Below are 15,881 nucleotides of genomic sequence, written 5' to 3'. Positions count from 1 at the left end.
AGTTTCTTTGAGCCTTTTTCAGAAATTTATCATTGGGCTTCTTAGCTAAGCGTTTAATAGCTGGTAAACTGTTTTCTGGATGACTGGCAAAGACCATAAGCCGAATAAAGTCATCATTGCTCCGGCAGAAGAGCGGAACCAGCGTTTTCTAATTGTCGCGGATAGTTTTTGTGCTAATAAACCGCTGCTCAACATTGAAGGCAGGGTGCCTAGGCCAAAAGCAAGCATGATTAGTGCTGAACCGAAGATACTTGCTTCCAAGCTTGCCCAGATCAAAGCCGAGTATACCAAACCACACGGTAGCCAACCCCACACCATGCCAACCACTAGCGCATCTTTGATTGATTTAATAGGCATAAAACGCTTTGATAATGGTTGAATCAAGGGCCAGAGTTTACTACCTAGTTTTTCAGCCCAGAGTATTCCATTAAACCATTGGCCTAGGTATAAACCCATTAGAATTAACATTGTTGCAGCTAAATATCTGAGAACCTCTAAGGCTGCTAATTGTTTGCTCAGCCAGAAACCAAGGCTGCCAACAATCAGTCCTGCGATGCAATAACTTATAACGCGCCCCAGATTATAGGAGAGTAAGAAGCTTGCCTTGTTTGATGATGAGGTATGTAAACCTAAGGCACTTGCTAAACCTCCGCACATTCCCAAGCAATGTGCAGAGCCTAGAAAGCCAAGCATAAAGGCAGAAATAAGAATACCGGGGTCATTTAGCAAACTTAGTCGTCCGATTTTTCACTATGTTGACTGTCTTTAGTATTCAGGTCTTTCTTTTGAGTTTTGTTGTTTTGCCCCGGGATCATGTCTTTATCATCATCATAGAGAATGCTGTGCGCGGGGCCTTCCAGGTCATCATACTGTCCGTTCTTAACTGCCCAGCCAAAAATGGCAATCGCTAAAGCAACAAGAATGATTGATAGTGGAATTAGAATATACAATATTTCCATCGAAGCTAACTCTTATCTTAAATCAGTTTAATTGGAGCACCTTTCCAACGCTCGCGACTTGTCCATGTTAGCGCTTTAACCTGAGAGAGTTAAAAACAACTAATAAAGAACTCAAGGACATTCCCAGGGCTGCGAAATAAGGTGGAACCCAACCAGCTGCAGCCATCGGGAGCATGCATAGATTATACATGATGGCCCAGGTCATATTTTGCTTAATGATTTTACGTGTTCTCTGCGCGTTTTGGAAAGCTTCGTTAATAACCGTCATATTTCCATTGAGCAGAATAGCGTCTGAATTTAACTTGGTAATGTCGCTGGCTTCGCCCATCGATATTGATAACTTAGCACCAGACAGGACAGGTAGGTCGTTAATACCATCACCCACCATTGTGACCTGTTTGCCTGCGGCCTGTAAACCTCTGACATAGGCCAATTTTTGCTCGGGCGACTGTTTTGCTTTGTAGTTAGCGATGCCGAGTTTAGAGGCGAGAATGGAGACAGAGTCTTGGTGGTCTCCACTTAATATATGAGTGGTGATACCCGCTTCCTGAAACTGTTTGATGCTTTCTTTACTGTCGGAGCGTAAAGCATCATTTAGCATAAATTGCGCAATCAGGTTCTCGCCATCGCTCAGATATAGGCTTAGGCCATTATGCTGTTGTAATGCTTGTTCGCAACTCTGTTTTAGTTCAACGAGTTCTGCATTGCCCAGTACGTAGTGTTGCCCCTGAAAAAAACCTTCGAGGCCCTTTCCAAGATGGTTTGTAACCCTTTCGGCTGGGCTGGTGAAAAATTCAGAAAAAGGCTTGGCGATCGGGTGGCTGGAGTGGTGTTCTAGTGCGGCAGCGATTTCAAGCGCTTTACTTTCTCCGCAGTGACTAAAAAGCTTCACACCAGAAATGCTGAGTTCACCTTTGGTTAGTGTCCCTGTTTTATCAAAAACAATATCGGTAATCTGGTTCATGGCTTCTTGCGCATGAGATTTGGTGATTAAGAAGCCTTTGCTGCGAAGGAATGTGTTGGCACTGGTCATTGCAGTTGGTGTTGCCAGAGATAAAGCGCAAGGGCAGGTAACAACCAAAACAGATAAAACAATGGTGAATACTTCGTCGGGGTTATTAAAGTACCAGTAGAGACCAACGACGCAAGCCGCGAATAGCACACCTGCTACAAAGTGGCTGGCAATTTTATCTGCCATTAATACGGTTTTGGGCTTCTCACTTGCTGCTTTATCAAGGAGCTTAATAATCGCTGCGACACGGCTCTCTTTGGGAGTAGCGGTAATGCGAACGAATAAGGTATTTTCGACATTAGCGGTGCCACCACTTACCTGAGCCCCAAGCGCTTTTTCAATGGGGAGAAACTCTCCTGTGAGGGCTGACTCGTCGACTTTGGAGACACCTTCAATAACCACGCCATCGGCAGGAAATACTTGGCCCTGTCTAACCACTAGTACCTCTCCAATTTCAAGCTGGTGAGCAGGTTTACTTTTTTCGCCATCTTCGGTTCTAATGATCGCTGTTGTAGGCAATAGTTTACCCATTTCGGCATCGCTGTTCAGGTGCTTATGGCGAGTTTGCATTTCCATAAACCGGCCAAGCAATAGGAAGAAGGTAAACATCGCAACTGAGTCGAAATAGACATCGGTCTCAATGCTTGCTTCGCTGTTTATCGTCAGGAAAGCACTGGCAAAAAACGCGGTCAGGATAGCGAGCGATACAGGGATGTCCATCGTTAAATGACGTGTTTGCAAGTCACGTAAGGCCGCTCGAAAAAATGGTAGCGCTGAAAAGCACACAACGGGTATGCACATTAACATGCTGACCCATCGAAAGAAGGAGATAAACTCGGCATCGATACCGCTATAGATGCCTAGATACAAGGGGACTGAAAACATCATGTTTTGCATCGCCGCTATACCAGCGACAGCGATACGAAACATTGCGCTGCGTTTCTCTTTCTCGGCAAGTTGTCTCGCTTTGTCTTCCTGATAGGGGAAGGCTTTGTAGCCTAGCTTGCGTATTTTAATCAGGATTTTGCTTAGCTTGATCTGTTCATTGTTCCAGCTAAGTAGCGCTTTGTGAGTCGTATGATTGATTGATAGATTTATCAGGCCGGGAAGTGAGCTGATTTCGCGCTCTAAGAGCCAAATACAAGCGGCACAGGTAATTCCTGAGATACTAAGTGCAGCATCAGACTGTTTGCCATCTACCGTAACAAAGTCAGTTTGTAGCGCCGGGTCATCATAAAGAAGTAGTTCATCGCGTTGTGCGTCGGTGAAGTCGTCGGGCTTTAATGAGGCTTCAGTGCGGTGTTGATAGAAGTTATCGAGACCACCAGAGACAATGGTTTCTGCGATCGCTAAACAACCATAACAACAAAACGATTGTTGTTCTCCGCCAATCTCAAGCTTTGCGCTAAAGCCTTTTGGAATCTCTTCATTGCAGTGGTAGCAAGTCTTGCACATGTGTTGCCAACCTAGTCCTGCGACTTGCTAGCAGTCTCGTTATTTTCGGTGCCACCTATATTAAGCGTTACTTTTCCTGTCGGGAAGGTGACTTCTTCTCTAATCCGCCAGCTTTCGTCAAAGGCATAGAGGTCGACATATCGACGGCCATCAACTGGTGATGTTAAATCTCCAACAAACTGGCCTGATGGTGTCGGCAGAAGCTTGATAACTTGATCTTGGTCTCCCACGGTTGGGTGTAGAATCTTCAAGGTTAAAAAGGCTTGTTGTTGGAGAGTAGGGTGATACTTGTCACCGACTAGCTCAATAATGATGGCTTGATCAACAATTTCTAAGGTTGGTTTCAAGCCGAGGTCATCCGCCATATTATCTTGTTCAATCGTCTGGTTTATACCCATGCCATCCTTGTAATAGTTGTCGCTAACCAGAGTGTCACGACCAACAACAGCAACAGTTACCATAATGCTGCTGAGTATAACCGAAGCAATAGGTACGCTCAGGACAAACCAAAGCCACGGCTGTTTGAACCATGGTTTTTTAGCTTGTTCATCTTGTGCTGCTTTCATTTCATTACCTCGGTTGTGCTTAGTTAATTTCTATTGTGTCGCTTTATTCAGCGCTGCCTAAAAAGCGGCTTTCGCTTGATGCGACCAAGTCTGGGTTATCTGTAGCCTTGACGGTAATCTCAATATCATAGTGGGTGACTTCCATATGTATGGGGTCGACTTCTATGCTAGTTGGTTGAGTGTATACTTCTCCGGCTTTCACGGATACCGTAGTGGGTGTGGTAATCTTTATCCCTTCAATGCCTTTGACGGTAATGTCAAAATCATGGGGTTCATCGCTCATATTCATAACTTTGAGAATATAAGTGTTTTCGATTTTACCTAAACCCGTTAGCTGGTATAAAGCGCCCCGATCTTTTATTACGTCTAACTCTAGTGGAACACGTGTTGCAACGGAATAGGCAAACGCACCCATCATGCCGAGTAATAATACAGCGTAGGCAATGGCTTTGGGTCTTAGTATATGGCTCTTCTTACCGATGAGGGCATTCTCAGTGGTGTAGCTGATTAGACCTCGGTCATACTTCATTTTGTCCATGATTGAGTCACAGGCGTCGACGCATAAGGCGCAGCCAATACACTCATACTGAAGCCCATCACGAATATCGATGCCCGTTGGACAAACCTGTACACACATGCCGCAGTCAACGCAGTCGCCAAGGCCTTGTTCTTTATAATCAACATTACGTTTGCGGCTTCCTCTTGGGTCTCCACGACCTTTGTCGTAGGAAACAACAAGTGTGTCTTCATCAAACATTACAGATTGAAAGCGTGCATAAGGGCACATGTATAAACAAACTTGTTCACGTAACCAGCCAGCATTCAGGTAGGTTGCAACTGTAAAGAAGCCAATCCAGAATATTGCCCAGGCGTCGACTACACTAAAGGTGAACAGATCTGGAACTAACTCACGAATAGGGTAGAAATAACCGACAAAGGTCAGGCCGGTGCCAAAGGAGACCAATAACCAAAGAGTGTGCTTAAGGGTCTTTTTGATCATCTTTTCAGAGCTGAATTCCGCTTTATCAAGCTTCATTCGTTGGTTCCTGCTCCCTTCAACCTTTTCCTCAATCCACATGAAAATAAAGGTCCAGGAAGTTTGTGGGCAGGTATAACCACACCAGACGCGCCCAAAAAGGGTGGTGACGAAAAACAGACCGTAGGCACAAATGATTAGAAGCAGTGCTAAAAGAACGAACTCTTGTGGCCAGAATGTCATGCCGTAGATATGGAATTTACGTGCAGGGAGGTCGAAATGAACCAGTTGCTGGCCGTTGATTGATATCCAGCAAATTGAAAAGTACATGGCCATCAAGGCCCAGAGTGAAAACTTCCTGATTCGCTGAAAAAGACCGGCAATTTTTTTGACGTAGATTTTTTTTCGAGACTCGTAGAGCTCGACGGTCTTACTGACGTCTGCTTGCTTTGAATCTTGGCCGTAGACTTCCAGTTTCTGCGTACCGGGTTCGATATTTTGGGCTGGGATCTTCTTAGACATAGGCAACGGCTTCCATATCTAGTGGAGGAAAGGTTTCTTTTCTAGAAAGTCTGTGATGAGCAAAGGCTGTCTAGAGAAGAGATCTTATATTCTGTGAGAGTGGGCCTGGCTACTCAGCCAGGCCCACGAGTCTCAGACAGTCTTATTTGTTAGATAAGCTGTAAACGTAAGCTGCAAGTAGGTGAACTTTGTCTTCACCAAGTAGGTCTTTTTGTGCTGGCATTACGCCTGCTCGACCATAAGTGAGTGTTTGATTGATCTTAGATGCCGTGCCGCCGTAGAGCCAAACATCATCTGTTAGATTTGGTGCGCCGACGGCTTGATTACCCTTAGCCTCAGCCCCATGACAGGCTGCACAGGCAGTCTGGTACATCGCTGCGCCGGCATCAACAGCTGCTTTATCATCACTACGTCCACTAAACGAAAGTAAGTAATGAGTCATATTTTGTATGTCAGTTTTGCTCATAGCGGGATTTAAACCTTTGGCAGGCATTTGACCGTTTCGACCATACAGGAGGGTGGTTTTGATCGCGTCTGGACTTCCACCATATAACCAGTCGTGGTCAGTCAGATTTGGAAAGCCTAATGCGCCGCGACCTGTTGATCCGTGACATACTGAGCAGTTATTAGCAAACAAACGCTGTCCTACTTTCATTGCTTCGGCATCTTTGGCGAGTTCTTCAATTGGCTTTGCCGCGTAGGCTTTGAATATAGGTGTGTACTTTTCATCAGCTTCAGCAACTTCTGCTTCCCATTGACCGGTAGAAGACCAGCCTAAGAAACCTTGGAAGTTACCTAAAGTCGGGTACAGCAATGCGTATGCGAATGCAAAAACAACTGAACCGATAAACATATGGAACCACCACTTTGGAAGTGGATTATCGTACTCTTCGATCCCATCGAAGGCATGGGGCATCTTTTGTTCAGTCTCTTCATCTGTAGTTTGGCTTTTTCGGGTGGCTACTAGCAGCCATGTACTACCGATCAAAGTACCGATAATAATGACTGAGACCCATACACTCCAAAAACTAGTCATGTTCTTCTCTCTCTTTTTCGCTCAAGGTACGTTCCGCGATATCGTCATCCTGAAAGGGCAGGTTGGCTGCATCGTCAAAATCTTTTTTCTTTTTGCCGTTATAGGCCCATAAGCATATGGCGACAAAGGCGATCATGACCAAGATGGTAGATAGACCGCGTAACGTGTTGATATCCATAATATTGGTTCTTACTTGTTCTTAAGAACGGTGCCAAGCTGCTGTAGATACGCAACCATAGCTTCGATTTCTGTTTTACCTTTCACCGCTTCTGCTGCACCGGCAATGTCTTCGTCGGTGTAGGGAACGCCTACTGTACGAAGTGCTTCCATTTTCGCAGCAGTACCTTTGTGGTCTACGATAGCTGTAAACAACCAAGGGTAGGACGGCATTTTGGACTCAGGTACAACATTACGTGGGTTATAAAGGTGAGCACGTTGCCAGTCGTCACTATAGCGACCACCAACACGAGCCAGATCAGGACCAGTACGCTTAGAACCCCATAGGAATGGGTGCTCATAAACATGCTCTCCGGCAACTGAGTAATGACCGTAACGTTCAGTCTCAGCGCGGAAAGGTCTGATCATCTGCGTGTGACAGGTGTGACAACCTTCACGAATATAGATATCACGACCCTCAAGTTCTAAAGCGGTATGTGGCTTCAGACCTTCAATGGGGGTTTGCATGTCTTTGTGGAAGAACAGTGGAACTGCTTCTACCAAGAAACCAAAACTGATAGCTACGACAATCAGAGGGATCATCAAGCCAAGGTTTTTTTCTATTATCTCATGATTCATTGACTCTTCTCCTAAGCTGCTTCAGTCACGGTATCAAGTGCTTTCGCATCTTTCTGCTTAATGGTTAGCCAAACGTTCACGGCCATGATAAGCATACCTGACAAGAAGATAGCACCACCAATTGCACGAACAAGATAACCAGAATGACTTGCTTCTAAAGACTCTACAAAGCTGTAGGTAAGGGTACCGTCATTGTTTACTGCACGCCACATTAGGCCCTGCATAATACCGTTTACCCACATTGCGGCGATGTATAGAACCGTGCCGGCAGTCGCTAACCAGAAGTGTAGGTTGATCATAGACGTGCTATACATTTCTTTAATGCCATAAAGCTTTGGAATCAAGTGATAAACCGCACCGATAGAAATCATCGCTACCCAACCGAGTGCACCAGAGTGAACGTGCCCAATAGTCCAGTCAGTGTTGTGAGATAGCGCGTTTACAGTCTTGATAGACATCATCGGACCTTCGAAAGTAGACATGCCATAGAAAGAAAGCGATACAACCAAGAAACGTAGTACTGGGTCAGTACGTAGTTTATGCCATGCACCAGAAAGCGTCATCATACCGTTGATCATACCACCCCATGATGGAGCTAGTAGGACTAGGGACATGATCATGCCCGCACTCTGTGCCCAGTCAGGAAGAGCGCTGTAATGTAGGTGGTGAGCGCCTGCCCATACATATAAAGAAATCAGTGACCAGAAATGAATAATAGATAGTCTGTAAGAATAAACTGGCTTGCCAGTCTGTTTAGGAACGAAGTAGTACATAATGCCCAAGAAGCCTGCCGTCAGGAAGAAACCAACAGCATTATGGCCATACCACCACTGCATCATCGCATCGACAGTACCTGCGTAAGCAGAGTAGGACTTCCAGAACGTGACTGGAATGGCCATGCTATTCCCGATGTGTAGAATCGCGACAGTGATAATAAATGCGCCATAGAACCAATTTGCAACATAAATGTGCTTGGTCTTACGCTTCATTATGGTACCAAAAAAGAGGACGCCATAGGCTATCCAAACTAAGGTGATTAGAATATCGATCGGCCACTCAAGCTCTGCGTATTCTTTTGCGCTAGTAATGCCTAGTGGCAAAGTGATCGCTGCTAGAACGATGACCGCTTGCCAGCCCCAGAACATGAATGACGCGAGGGTGTCCGAGACCAGGCGTGCTTGGCAAGTCCGCTGCACCACATAAAACGATGTAGCAAATAGAGCACTACCCCCAAAAGCAAAGATAACTGCGTTAGTGTGCAGTGGGCGAATACGACCGAAGCTTAAATAAGGTGAATCGAAGTTTAGCTCTGGCCATACTAATTGAGCAGCGATAAGAACACCGACGGCCATGCCGACAATACCCCATACCACCGTCATAATGGCAAACTGTCTTACAACTTTGTAGTTGTAAGTGATTTGGTTGGTCTCTTTGCTCATCGTTGAGGGTCCATTATTCTACATAAAGTGGAAACGCAAAAAATAAGAAATGTAAACCTTGCACACATCGCTTATTTTTTTACTACCTAAGTAATGATTTAGGGGTATGTTAATACCCCCAAATCGGCTAGGCGTGAAGGGTACTGATCAGAAAGGACAAAATCAATCTTTTATCACGAAAGTTAGGGGGGAAAGTTGATGTATATCAACTTGGTTTAAGCCGATGGAATGCGCAAATGACTTATATAATAATGACTTACAAAAAATGAGGTTTAATTTGCTATTTTTTAAGTATCGAGATAGATTTTTGGAGTACAGTTTGCGTTGAATGGAGCAAGACGCAACTGTACTCATTGAGCAGATTGCAGAGAAGATGTTTAAGGCATTTCCAAAACGGTAACTTTTTCTTCTCTTTCTAGCATGAGGTTTAACTTGTCCATCATTTCCTTGCGTTCGTGGGATTGTTGCCATGCTTGCCAATCTTGAGTGCTACGCCAGTTGCAAAGGATGACTCGGTGTCTTGAGTTGGTAATATCTTTTAATGACTCCCCAGAAATAAAGCCCGGAGCTCGAATGGCTTTTTGTAGCGTTTGTTTTGCAGTATCCTCATAGTTTGCTTCCAGTGATTCCGCGATGGATCTTTCGATAATAACCCTAATCATGGCATGCCCCTCCAGTGTGCTGTTGTTTTAAGTATAGATTAAAAAAGAGAGCTAGATGTTACATCAACACCTTTTGGATACTCAAGGTTTGTATTGTCCTGAACCTGTTATGATGCTGCACTCAAAAATTGACGAGATGCAAAGTGGGGACGTGGTCAAGGTAATCGCTTCCGACCCGGCCACTCAGCGTGATATACCAAAATTCTGTCAGTTTCTTGGTCATGAACTGCTCGATCAGAGCCAGGAAAACGGCAATTATATTTATCTGCTGAGAAAAGCCTGAAAGTAGTTCTCATGTCGATGTTTCGAGTTTGCACTTTTCAGATCATGCTCTATCTTTTTAGTATGCACCTTTAATTATTCAAATATAGATTGTCAGGTGCTTGCGATATAAATATTAGCTAAAGTTGATTTGGGTATCTATGACTGACAGTGCTACGGGTAGTGTGAAAGTTTCCGTTAATAATTCTTGTACTACTCTCTATATCAGTGGAAGTTTCGCATTTCATTTGCAGAGCGAATTCCGATCAGCTTACTAAAAGGAGGTTGGTGACAGCCGTCTGGTTCAGGTTGATCTCTATGATGTCGAATACATGGATAGTTCCGGTTTGGGAATGTTGCTGGTCATGAAGAAGTTTCTAGACGGTGCAGGTGTGGCCTATGAGATCGTTCGTTCGCGTGGGCAGACCTATGACCTGTTGAGCATGACGCACTTTAATCAGTATTTCAGCATCAATGGTGAGAGTCCGGCTCCTTCGTTGGCTAAATAGTTTTCTGATTCGGTTAGTACAAATAAAAGAAAAGAGTTGCAGTTATATGCGTGATAATGAAGTAATCAAATGTATTCAGGACTTATTCTTTCAGTCGTGTAAAGACTTGTTTGAAAACCTGGATTGCAATGTAGGCTTGATGGTAGATAAACCTGAGCGCCTTGAAAATTGCCCTATTGCTTGCATTGACGGCGGTTCATCAGATATCGAATTCAAAATCGCTTTGGAGCTTCCTTTGCCTGTACTGGCCTTAACTTACCCAGTGGGTGAGGGGATTACCAAAGTTGAAGAGGACCGCTTGGAAGACTGGATTTCTGAGCTTTCAAACCAGTTGATTGGTCGTTTAAAAACTAAGTTGATAGCGCATGAGTGCTTTATCAGTATTGGTTTTCCGGCCACTTTTTTTGGTGTTAATGTCGATGACTTATTAGCTGAAAACAGTACGATCGATTCATATTATTTTGATATTGATCGTGAAGTTGCAGGATGCAGTATTTCTATTGAGGTATATGATGAAGCCTTATCATTCTGCTTGGAGGCAAATAGCCATGAAGAAGACCAAAATGAAGGTGAGTTAGAACTTTTCTAATATTGCGCTTCAATTTATTGTCTTACCAGCGCCTGCCCCAGGTGCTGATCGAAGCCATTGGCACTAATTTCCCCTACGATTCTCAGATCCTTGATTTCTTTGCCTTTTTTATCAAACAGCAGGATAGATGGTGGGCCGAAGAGGCCAAACCTTTCCAGTAGTGCCTTATTTTCATCTGTATTGTCGGTCACGTCTGCCTTAACGAGATAAAATTGACGTAGCTTGCTGTCGATATTAACAAGCGGAAAAACCTCATTCTCCATTACCTTACAGCTGATACACCAGTCGGCGTAAAAATCTACCAATAGAGCTTGGCCGTTTTGCTTTGCAATGGCGAGATGTTGTTCAAGCCCGGTATTCGAATAAATAGTATTGAAAGGGAGCTTGTTAGGTTTCTGTGTGTTGGTTTGCTGGTTGCTAATCAGAGTTTCCAGGGGGTTGAGTGGGTTTGTGGCTTGAGTAAGTGAGCCAATAAATAATAATGCGGCGTATAAGGCCAGGAGCAAGCCTAAACCTTTAGAGACTCTTTCTATTCCAGGCTTAGCTGCATCAAAAGCACCCATCTGGCTTGCTGTTAGGCCGCATAACAACGCCCATAAAAATAGCGAAACTGACTCAGGGATAACACGGCTAATGAGCCAGATTGCCACGGCAATTAGCATTATGCCGAAAGCGTATTTTACTTTGTCCATCCAGGCGCCGGCTTTAGGGAAGAACTTACCGCCACCTATAGCGATCAGGATTAATGGCACACCCATACCCAAGCCCAGAGCAAATAATGAAAGGCCTCCGATAACTGCGTCTGCTGTACTGCTTATATAAAGTAACGCACCTGCGAGCGGGGCTGAGACACACGGTGAAACAATTAGTGCTGATAGTGCACCGATAAAGAATACGCTGGTGATATGCCCACCATTAAGGTTTTGGCTGGTGGTATTGAGGCGGTCTCTTAAGAAAGCGGGGAGTTGCAGCTCGTAAAGGCCGAACATAGCTAAGGCAAGCAAAATAAATATTGCCGAAAATACGCTTAATACAATTGGGTCTTGCAGGGCTGCCTGTACATTGGCTCCCGCACCGAGCAGTCCTGTCACCACGCCTGCTGCAGCATAGGTTGCCGCCATACCGATAACGTAGGCTAGGGAAAGCATAAAGGATTTACCGACCGTTGGCTTTTGCTGGCCAGCAATAATGCTGGTAATAATCGGGATCATTGGAAACACGCAAGGTGTAAAGGTCAATCCGATCCCGAGTAAAAAGAATATTCCTACAATCGCCAGCAGGCTACTGTTCTGAATAAAGCTAAAGACGCCCGCAGCGTTTTCAAAGTCTGGGCTTTCTTGAGATGAAGGCGTTTGTTGCTGGTTGGGAGCTTGAAGCTTGTTGCTAGTTGTGTCGCTATTACTTTTTTGCGCTACATATAAGACCTTTTCGTGCTTTGGTGGGTAGCACAAGCCTGCATCTGCACAGCCTTGGGAGCTTATTTTAATCTCGACATCACTTAGTGAAGCATCGACGTCAATAGGAAGAGCAATTTCAACGTGCTTATAGAACGCATGAACCAAGCCAAAGTAATCATCCTGTTTAGGCTTTCCCTGGCTAGAAAATTCGGGAGGGCCAAGCTTTACCAGAGGTTCTAATGACTTATCGACAAGGCGGAATTTGAAGCGTTCTTTGTATAAATAGTAGCCGTCAGCTATTTCCCAAGACAGCTTTAAACCATTGTCTGTAGGCGATGAGCGAAATTTGAATGCCTCATCAACCTTTAGGAACTCATTCTGGCTTGATTCAAATAATCCCTTGCTATCTGAGCTAGAAAAACTAGTACCGCCAGAGGAATATGCGTCGGAGGTGAATGTTCCAAGAGTTAGGTAGATAATAACTAATAGGATATTTCTCATACTGGTTCAAAACCTTGCGATTGCATATATTGCACTTTAGATATAAATCTACTGTGTTGGTTCAATCAAAACTGTTAAATAGAACGATAAGAGGCAATAGATTTGTATAAATTCGTAATCATGCCATTATAAGTCGCTTTTGTGGGCTTGAAGATTAATATTCGATTAGATATTCCCAGGCTGCAAAAGTTTGATTGGTCGTAAGAAGGATTGTTAATCCGGTGGTAAATACTGAACAACAGCGCACCCAGTCCAGCTGTGAAAATAAGCTCGTTGATACAGCATTTGCTGATGTCACAGAATTAGTTAGAATTTTCAATAACTTGTTTATAACTCTCGAAGGTACTGAGTTGGTGGTGGGGGCTGATGAACCTCTCTATCTGCCAGCCTCGGAGACGGGTAGCTTATGCCAGGTTATTTCAAGGTTTGATTACTTCTCAAGCGCATTACATGAAATTAGTCATTGGTGTATTGCGGGTAAAGAGCGGCGCAAGTTAATTGATTTTGGTTATTGGTATGAGCCAGATGGGCGCAGTGACCAACAGCAACGCGAATTTGAGAAAGTCGAGATTAAGCCGCAGGCGCTTGAGTGGATTATGACGGAAGCTTGTGGAATGCGCTTTCGTTTGAGTGTCGATAATATTGCTCAGCCAGATGTTGGGGCGAGTAAAGAGTTTATCTGTGAGGTGGCTCAGCAGGCGGCTGACTACATAGAAAATGGCTTACCTGAAAGAGCTAACTTATTTGTTCAAGCTTTGCTAAGTCACTATCGGCCTGATTGTCGGTGCCTGGAAAGTGACGCATTTTCACTTGATAGGCTAAGCTAATGACAGTTTTAAGCAAATTAGCGGCTAATTAGGTGTATTCCGCTTGCAAGGCAGGGTTAGGGGGCATAAGCTCTCAGGTCAATATTTTAAGTGTTACTAGAGTGTATTCTAAATGAAGTTAAGTGGTTTTTTTGGTAAGAAAAAGCAAGACGAGTCGAATAAGGCACAAGGTGCCTCGACCAAAACTAACAAGCCTGCTTCGGCAAAAGAAGGGGGCGCCAATAAACCTCAAGCAAAGAAACACCCAAAACCTGAAACAGCAGGTAAGCCTCAACACAAAGGTGGCAAGAAAGGAAGCGCTCAAGCTAATGTACAAGAACAAGGGGCGAGTGTAGCGCCAAAAAAACAGGCTTGGAGTGCTGAGCAATATGTCGTAGCGCCCGAGGAAGGCAAGACCCGCTTTCACGATTTAGGTTTGCAAAATGACTTATTGCATGGCATCGCTGATCTGAAATATGAATATTGCAGCGACATTCAGGCAGAATCTCTACCTCACACTTTAAAAGGCTATGACGCCATTGGTAAGGCTGCTACGGGCACCGGCAAAACTGCAGCCTTCCTGATTACCATTATTAATGACTTGCTATCTCGACCTGTGCCAAAAGGTGATCGTTATGCAAGTGAACCCAGAGCACTGATTATTGCGCCAACACGAGAGCTGGCGCTGCAGATAGAGAAAGATGCTGTTGCCCTGACTAAACATATGGATATGTCGATTTATTCAGTGCTGGGCGGCATCGACTACCAAAAGCAAAAAGATTATGTGCGCAATACCGTTATCGATATTTTGGTTGCGACACCAGGGCGTCTGATCGACTTCCTCAACAGCAATGATTTGTATCTGGATCAGATCGACTTTTTGGTTATAGATGAAGCTGACCGTATGCTGGACATGGGCTTCATTCCTGATGTGAAGCGTATCATCAGTAAGTGCCCAAGAGAGGATAATCGTCAGACCTTATTATTTAGCGCGACCTTTAGTGACGATGTTTTGAACTTGGCAAACCGCTGGACGGTTAACCCTGTTTTCATTGAAATTGAAGCTGAGCAGCTGACGACGGATAAAGTCGAGCAGAAGATATTTATGGTGCCTACCGATGAAAAACTGGAAATAATTTGCCGCTATATTGAGGAAAACGATGTTAAGAAGGCCATCATCTTCGGCAACCGTCGGGATGAAACTCGTCGCCTTGAAGCTGAATTGAAATCTAAAGGTGTCAAAGCTGCGCTGTTATCTGGTGAAGTCCCTCAACATAAGCGCATCAGAACGCTTGACCAGTTTAAAAATGGAAAAATAGAAATCCTGGTTGCAACCGACGTGGCTGGACGTGGCATCCATGTAGATGGCGTGAGTCATGTATTCAATTATAACCTTCCTGAAGACGCCGAAGATTATGTCCATAGAATCGGTCGAACAGGGCGTGCGGGTGAAAAAGGAATCTCTATTTCCTTCGCCTGTGAAGACGATGCCTTCCTGCTTCCAGAGATAGAAAAGTACATTGGTATGAAACTTCCATGTGAATATCCTGCACACCTGGTTGGAAAATAAATTAATAAGACGGTTTTGTTTGAAGAATGAAAATTGTTGCTGATGAAAATATCCCCTTACTAACACGTTTTTTTGGTGATTTAGGTGACATTGTTAAGTTGCCCGGGCGGGAGATTAAGGCGGAACATTTGAGTGATGCAGATTTCTTGATAGTACGCTCAGTAACCAAAGTAAACCGTGAGCTTTTAGAAAACAGTTCAGTTAAGTTTGTTGGAACATGCACAATCGGTATTGATCATATTGATACTGATTACCTTGATCAGCAGGGCATTCGCTACTGTAATGCGCCTGGCTGTAATGCTAACTCTGTTGTTGAGTATGTTTTAAGTTGCTTATCAATTCTAACCGAAACTCATTCGCTCGATTTAGGCTCGGTAACAGTCGGTATTGTGGGTTATGGCAATGTTGGTAGCTTACTTGCTGCGCGCTTGGAGAAGCTGGGAATCAAGTTTAAAGCCTGTGACCCGTTTTTGGATGATGATTCACTTGTATCATTTGAAGAAGTGATGCGCTGCGACCTGATATCACTTCATGTGCCCTTAAGTAAAGAAGGTACGCATCCAACCTACCATATGATCGATAAGCAGGTGCTTGAAAGCTTGCAGCCAGAGCAAATTCTGATTAATTCGAGTCGGGGGCCGGTTATCGATAATGATGACCTGAATGACTTCCTAGATCATCAGCCACAGTTTACCGCTATCCTTGACGTGTGGGAGAGAGAGCCTGAGCTTAATGTCGAATTGGCTCGCAAAGTCTTTATTGGTACGCCGCATATTGCCGGCTATAGTTTTGACGGTAAGGTCTTGGGGACTGAAATGGTTTACCG

General features: G+C 44.4%; 17 protein-coding genes. 6 read left to right on the top strand and 11 right to left on the bottom strand.

Annotation, left to right across the window (positions count from 1 at the left end):
* Positions 1 to 45: 45 nt before the first annotated feature.
* The 10 genes from A3735_RS08210 to A3735_RS08165 form a co-directional block, all read right to left on the bottom strand.
* Entirely contained in the window at positions 46 to 729 is a 684-nt protein-coding gene (locus A3735_RS08210) for a sulfite exporter TauE/SafE family protein (protein ID WP_231875596.1), read from the bottom strand.
* A gap of 2 nt (positions 730 to 731) precedes the next feature.
* On the bottom strand, positions 732 to 959 hold the full coding sequence (gene ccoS / locus A3735_RS08205; protein WP_068554477.1) for a cbb3-type cytochrome oxidase assembly protein CcoS: 228 nt from the start codon (positions 957 to 959) through the stop codon (positions 732 to 734).
* Between the two features lie 67 nt (positions 960 to 1,026).
* A complete protein-coding gene (locus tag A3735_RS08200) occupies positions 1,027 to 3,426 on the bottom strand; it encodes a heavy metal translocating P-type ATPase (RefSeq protein WP_068554476.1) in 2,400 nt (799 codons plus the stop codon).
* A gap of 11 nt (positions 3,427 to 3,437) precedes the next feature.
* Complete coding sequence (locus A3735_RS08195; RefSeq protein WP_068514731.1) at positions 3,438 to 3,992, bottom strand: FixH family protein; 555 nt, start codon at positions 3,990 to 3,992, stop codon at positions 3,438 to 3,440.
* A 43-nt stretch (positions 3,993 to 4,035) separates the two neighbouring features.
* On the bottom strand, positions 4,036 to 5,490 hold the full coding sequence (gene ccoG, locus A3735_RS08190) for a cytochrome c oxidase accessory protein CcoG (protein WP_068514732.1): 1,455 nt from the start codon (positions 5,488 to 5,490) through the stop codon (positions 4,036 to 4,038).
* A gap of 142 nt (positions 5,491 to 5,632) precedes the next feature.
* Positions 5,633 to 6,526: a cytochrome-c oxidase, cbb3-type subunit III gene (ccoP, locus tag A3735_RS08185; protein ID WP_068509683.1), complete on the bottom strand. Its 894-nt coding sequence runs from the start codon at positions 6,524 to 6,526 to the stop codon at positions 5,633 to 5,635.
* Positions 6,519 to 6,704 carry a CcoQ/FixQ family Cbb3-type cytochrome c oxidase assembly chaperone gene (locus A3735_RS08180; RefSeq protein WP_068509685.1) on the bottom strand — a complete coding sequence of 62 codons (186 nt, stop codon included), beginning with the start codon at positions 6,702 to 6,704 and terminating at the stop codon, positions 6,519 to 6,521. Before A3735_RS08180 ends, ccoP begins: the two co-directional genes overlap by 8 nt.
* A gap of 11 nt (positions 6,705 to 6,715) precedes the next feature.
* Positions 6,716 to 7,321: a cytochrome-c oxidase, cbb3-type subunit II gene (gene ccoO, locus A3735_RS08175; protein ID WP_068514735.1), complete on the bottom strand. Its 606-nt coding sequence runs from the start codon at positions 7,319 to 7,321 to the stop codon at positions 6,716 to 6,718.
* Positions 7,322 to 7,332: 11 nt separating this feature from the next.
* Positions 7,333 to 8,760 carry a cytochrome-c oxidase, cbb3-type subunit I gene (gene ccoN, locus A3735_RS08170; RefSeq protein WP_068514738.1) on the bottom strand — a complete coding sequence of 476 codons (1,428 nt, stop codon included), beginning with the start codon at positions 8,758 to 8,760 and terminating at the stop codon, positions 7,333 to 7,335.
* Positions 8,761 to 9,137: 377 nt separating this feature from the next.
* Positions 9,138 to 9,422, bottom strand: a complete 285-nt coding sequence (locus tag A3735_RS08165; protein WP_068509864.1) for an antibiotic biosynthesis monooxygenase — start codon at positions 9,420 to 9,422, stop codon at positions 9,138 to 9,140.
* Between the two features lie 55 nt (positions 9,423 to 9,477).
* Here A3735_RS08165 and tusA point away from each other — a divergent pair, with 55 nt between their 5' ends.
* The 3 genes from tusA to A3735_RS08155 all read left to right on the top strand — a co-directional run bounded on the left by tusA (position 9,478) and on the right by A3735_RS08155 (position 10,781).
* Positions 9,478 to 9,705, top strand: a complete 228-nt coding sequence (tusA, locus tag A3735_RS08160; protein WP_068509866.1) for a sulfurtransferase TusA — start codon at positions 9,478 to 9,480, stop codon at positions 9,703 to 9,705.
* Between the two features lie 277 nt (positions 9,706 to 9,982).
* Positions 9,983 to 10,192, top strand: a complete 210-nt coding sequence (locus A3735_RS30565) for an STAS domain-containing protein (protein ID WP_255374988.1) — start codon at positions 9,983 to 9,985, stop codon at positions 10,190 to 10,192.
* A 46-nt stretch (positions 10,193 to 10,238) separates the two neighbouring features.
* On the top strand, positions 10,239 to 10,781 hold the full coding sequence (locus A3735_RS08155) for a hypothetical protein (RefSeq protein WP_068514739.1): 543 nt from the start codon (positions 10,239 to 10,241) through the stop codon (positions 10,779 to 10,781).
* A gap of 14 nt (positions 10,782 to 10,795) precedes the next feature.
* On the opposite strand, the gene dsbD is transcribed toward A3735_RS08155, so the two are convergent.
* The gene (gene dsbD / locus A3735_RS08150) at positions 10,796 to 12,679 is read right to left on the bottom strand and encodes a protein-disulfide reductase DsbD (RefSeq protein WP_068514744.1); all 1,884 of its coding nucleotides are present in this window, start codon (positions 12,677 to 12,679) and stop codon (positions 10,796 to 10,798) included.
* Positions 12,680 to 12,900: 221 nt separating this feature from the next.
* Here dsbD and A3735_RS08145 point away from each other — a divergent pair, with 221 nt between their 5' ends.
* The 3 genes from A3735_RS08145 to A3735_RS08135 all read left to right on the top strand — a co-directional run.
* Positions 12,901 to 13,506, top strand: coding sequence for an elongation factor P hydroxylase (locus A3735_RS08145; RefSeq protein ID WP_082880441.1), 606 nt, complete (start codon positions 12,901 to 12,903; stop codon positions 13,504 to 13,506).
* A gap of 112 nt (positions 13,507 to 13,618) precedes the next feature.
* A complete protein-coding gene (gene rhlB / locus A3735_RS08140; RefSeq protein ID WP_082865404.1) occupies positions 13,619 to 15,055 on the top strand; it encodes an ATP-dependent RNA helicase RhlB in 1,437 nt (478 codons plus the stop codon).
* A gap of 26 nt (positions 15,056 to 15,081) precedes the next feature.
* Positions 15,082 to 15,881: 4-phosphoerythronate dehydrogenase (locus A3735_RS08135; protein ID WP_068637892.1), on the top strand; the 800-nt coding region annotated here is incomplete at its 3' end.

The organism is Oleiphilus sp. HI0061, from assembly GCF_001635675.1.
The sequence above is the reverse complement of the archived record's forward strand: the minus strand, read 5'-3'. Positions and strand labels throughout refer to the sequence as shown.

Excerpts from the sequence above, each read along its gene's own strand:
- ccoO (WP_068514735.1), bottom strand. The coding sequence starts at position 7,321 with ATGAATCATGAGATAATAGAAAAAAACCTTGGCTTGATGATCCCTCTG.
- ccoN (WP_068514738.1), bottom strand. The coding sequence starts at position 8,760 with ATGAGCAAAGAGACCAACCAAATCACTTACAACTACAAAGTTGTAAGA.
- ccoP (WP_068509683.1), bottom strand. The coding sequence starts at position 6,526 with ATGACTAGTTTTTGGAGTGTATGGGTCTCAGTCATTATTATCGGTACT.
- rhlB (WP_082865404.1), top strand. The coding sequence starts at position 13,619 with ATGAAGTTAAGTGGTTTTTTTGGTAAGAAAAAGCAAGACGAGTCGAAT.
- A3735_RS08200 (WP_068554476.1), bottom strand. The coding sequence starts at position 3,426 with ATGTGCAAGACTTGCTACCACTGCAATGAAGAGATTCCAAAAGGCTTT.
- A3735_RS08155 (WP_068514739.1), top strand. The coding sequence starts at position 10,239 with ATGCGTGATAATGAAGTAATCAAATGTATTCAGGACTTATTCTTTCAG.
- ccoG (WP_068514732.1), bottom strand. The coding sequence starts at position 5,490 with ATGTCTAAGAAGATCCCAGCCCAAAATATCGAACCCGGTACGCAGAAA.
- dsbD (WP_068514744.1), bottom strand. The coding sequence starts at position 12,679 with ATGAGAAATATCCTATTAGTTATTATCTACCTAACTCTTGGAACATTC.
- A3735_RS08165 (WP_068509864.1), bottom strand. The coding sequence starts at position 9,422 with ATGATTAGGGTTATTATCGAAAGATCCATCGCGGAATCACTGGAAGCA.
- ccoS (WP_068554477.1), bottom strand. The coding sequence starts at position 959 with ATGGAAATATTGTATATTCTAATTCCACTATCAATCATTCTTGTTGCT.
- A3735_RS08195 (WP_068514731.1), bottom strand. The coding sequence starts at position 3,992 with ATGAAAGCAGCACAAGATGAACAAGCTAAAAAACCATGGTTCAAACAG.
- A3735_RS08180 (WP_068509685.1), bottom strand. The coding sequence starts at position 6,704 with ATGGATATCAACACGTTACGCGGTCTATCTACCATCTTGGTCATGATC.
- tusA (WP_068509866.1), top strand. The coding sequence starts at position 9,478 with ATGTTACATCAACACCTTTTGGATACTCAAGGTTTGTATTGTCCTGAA.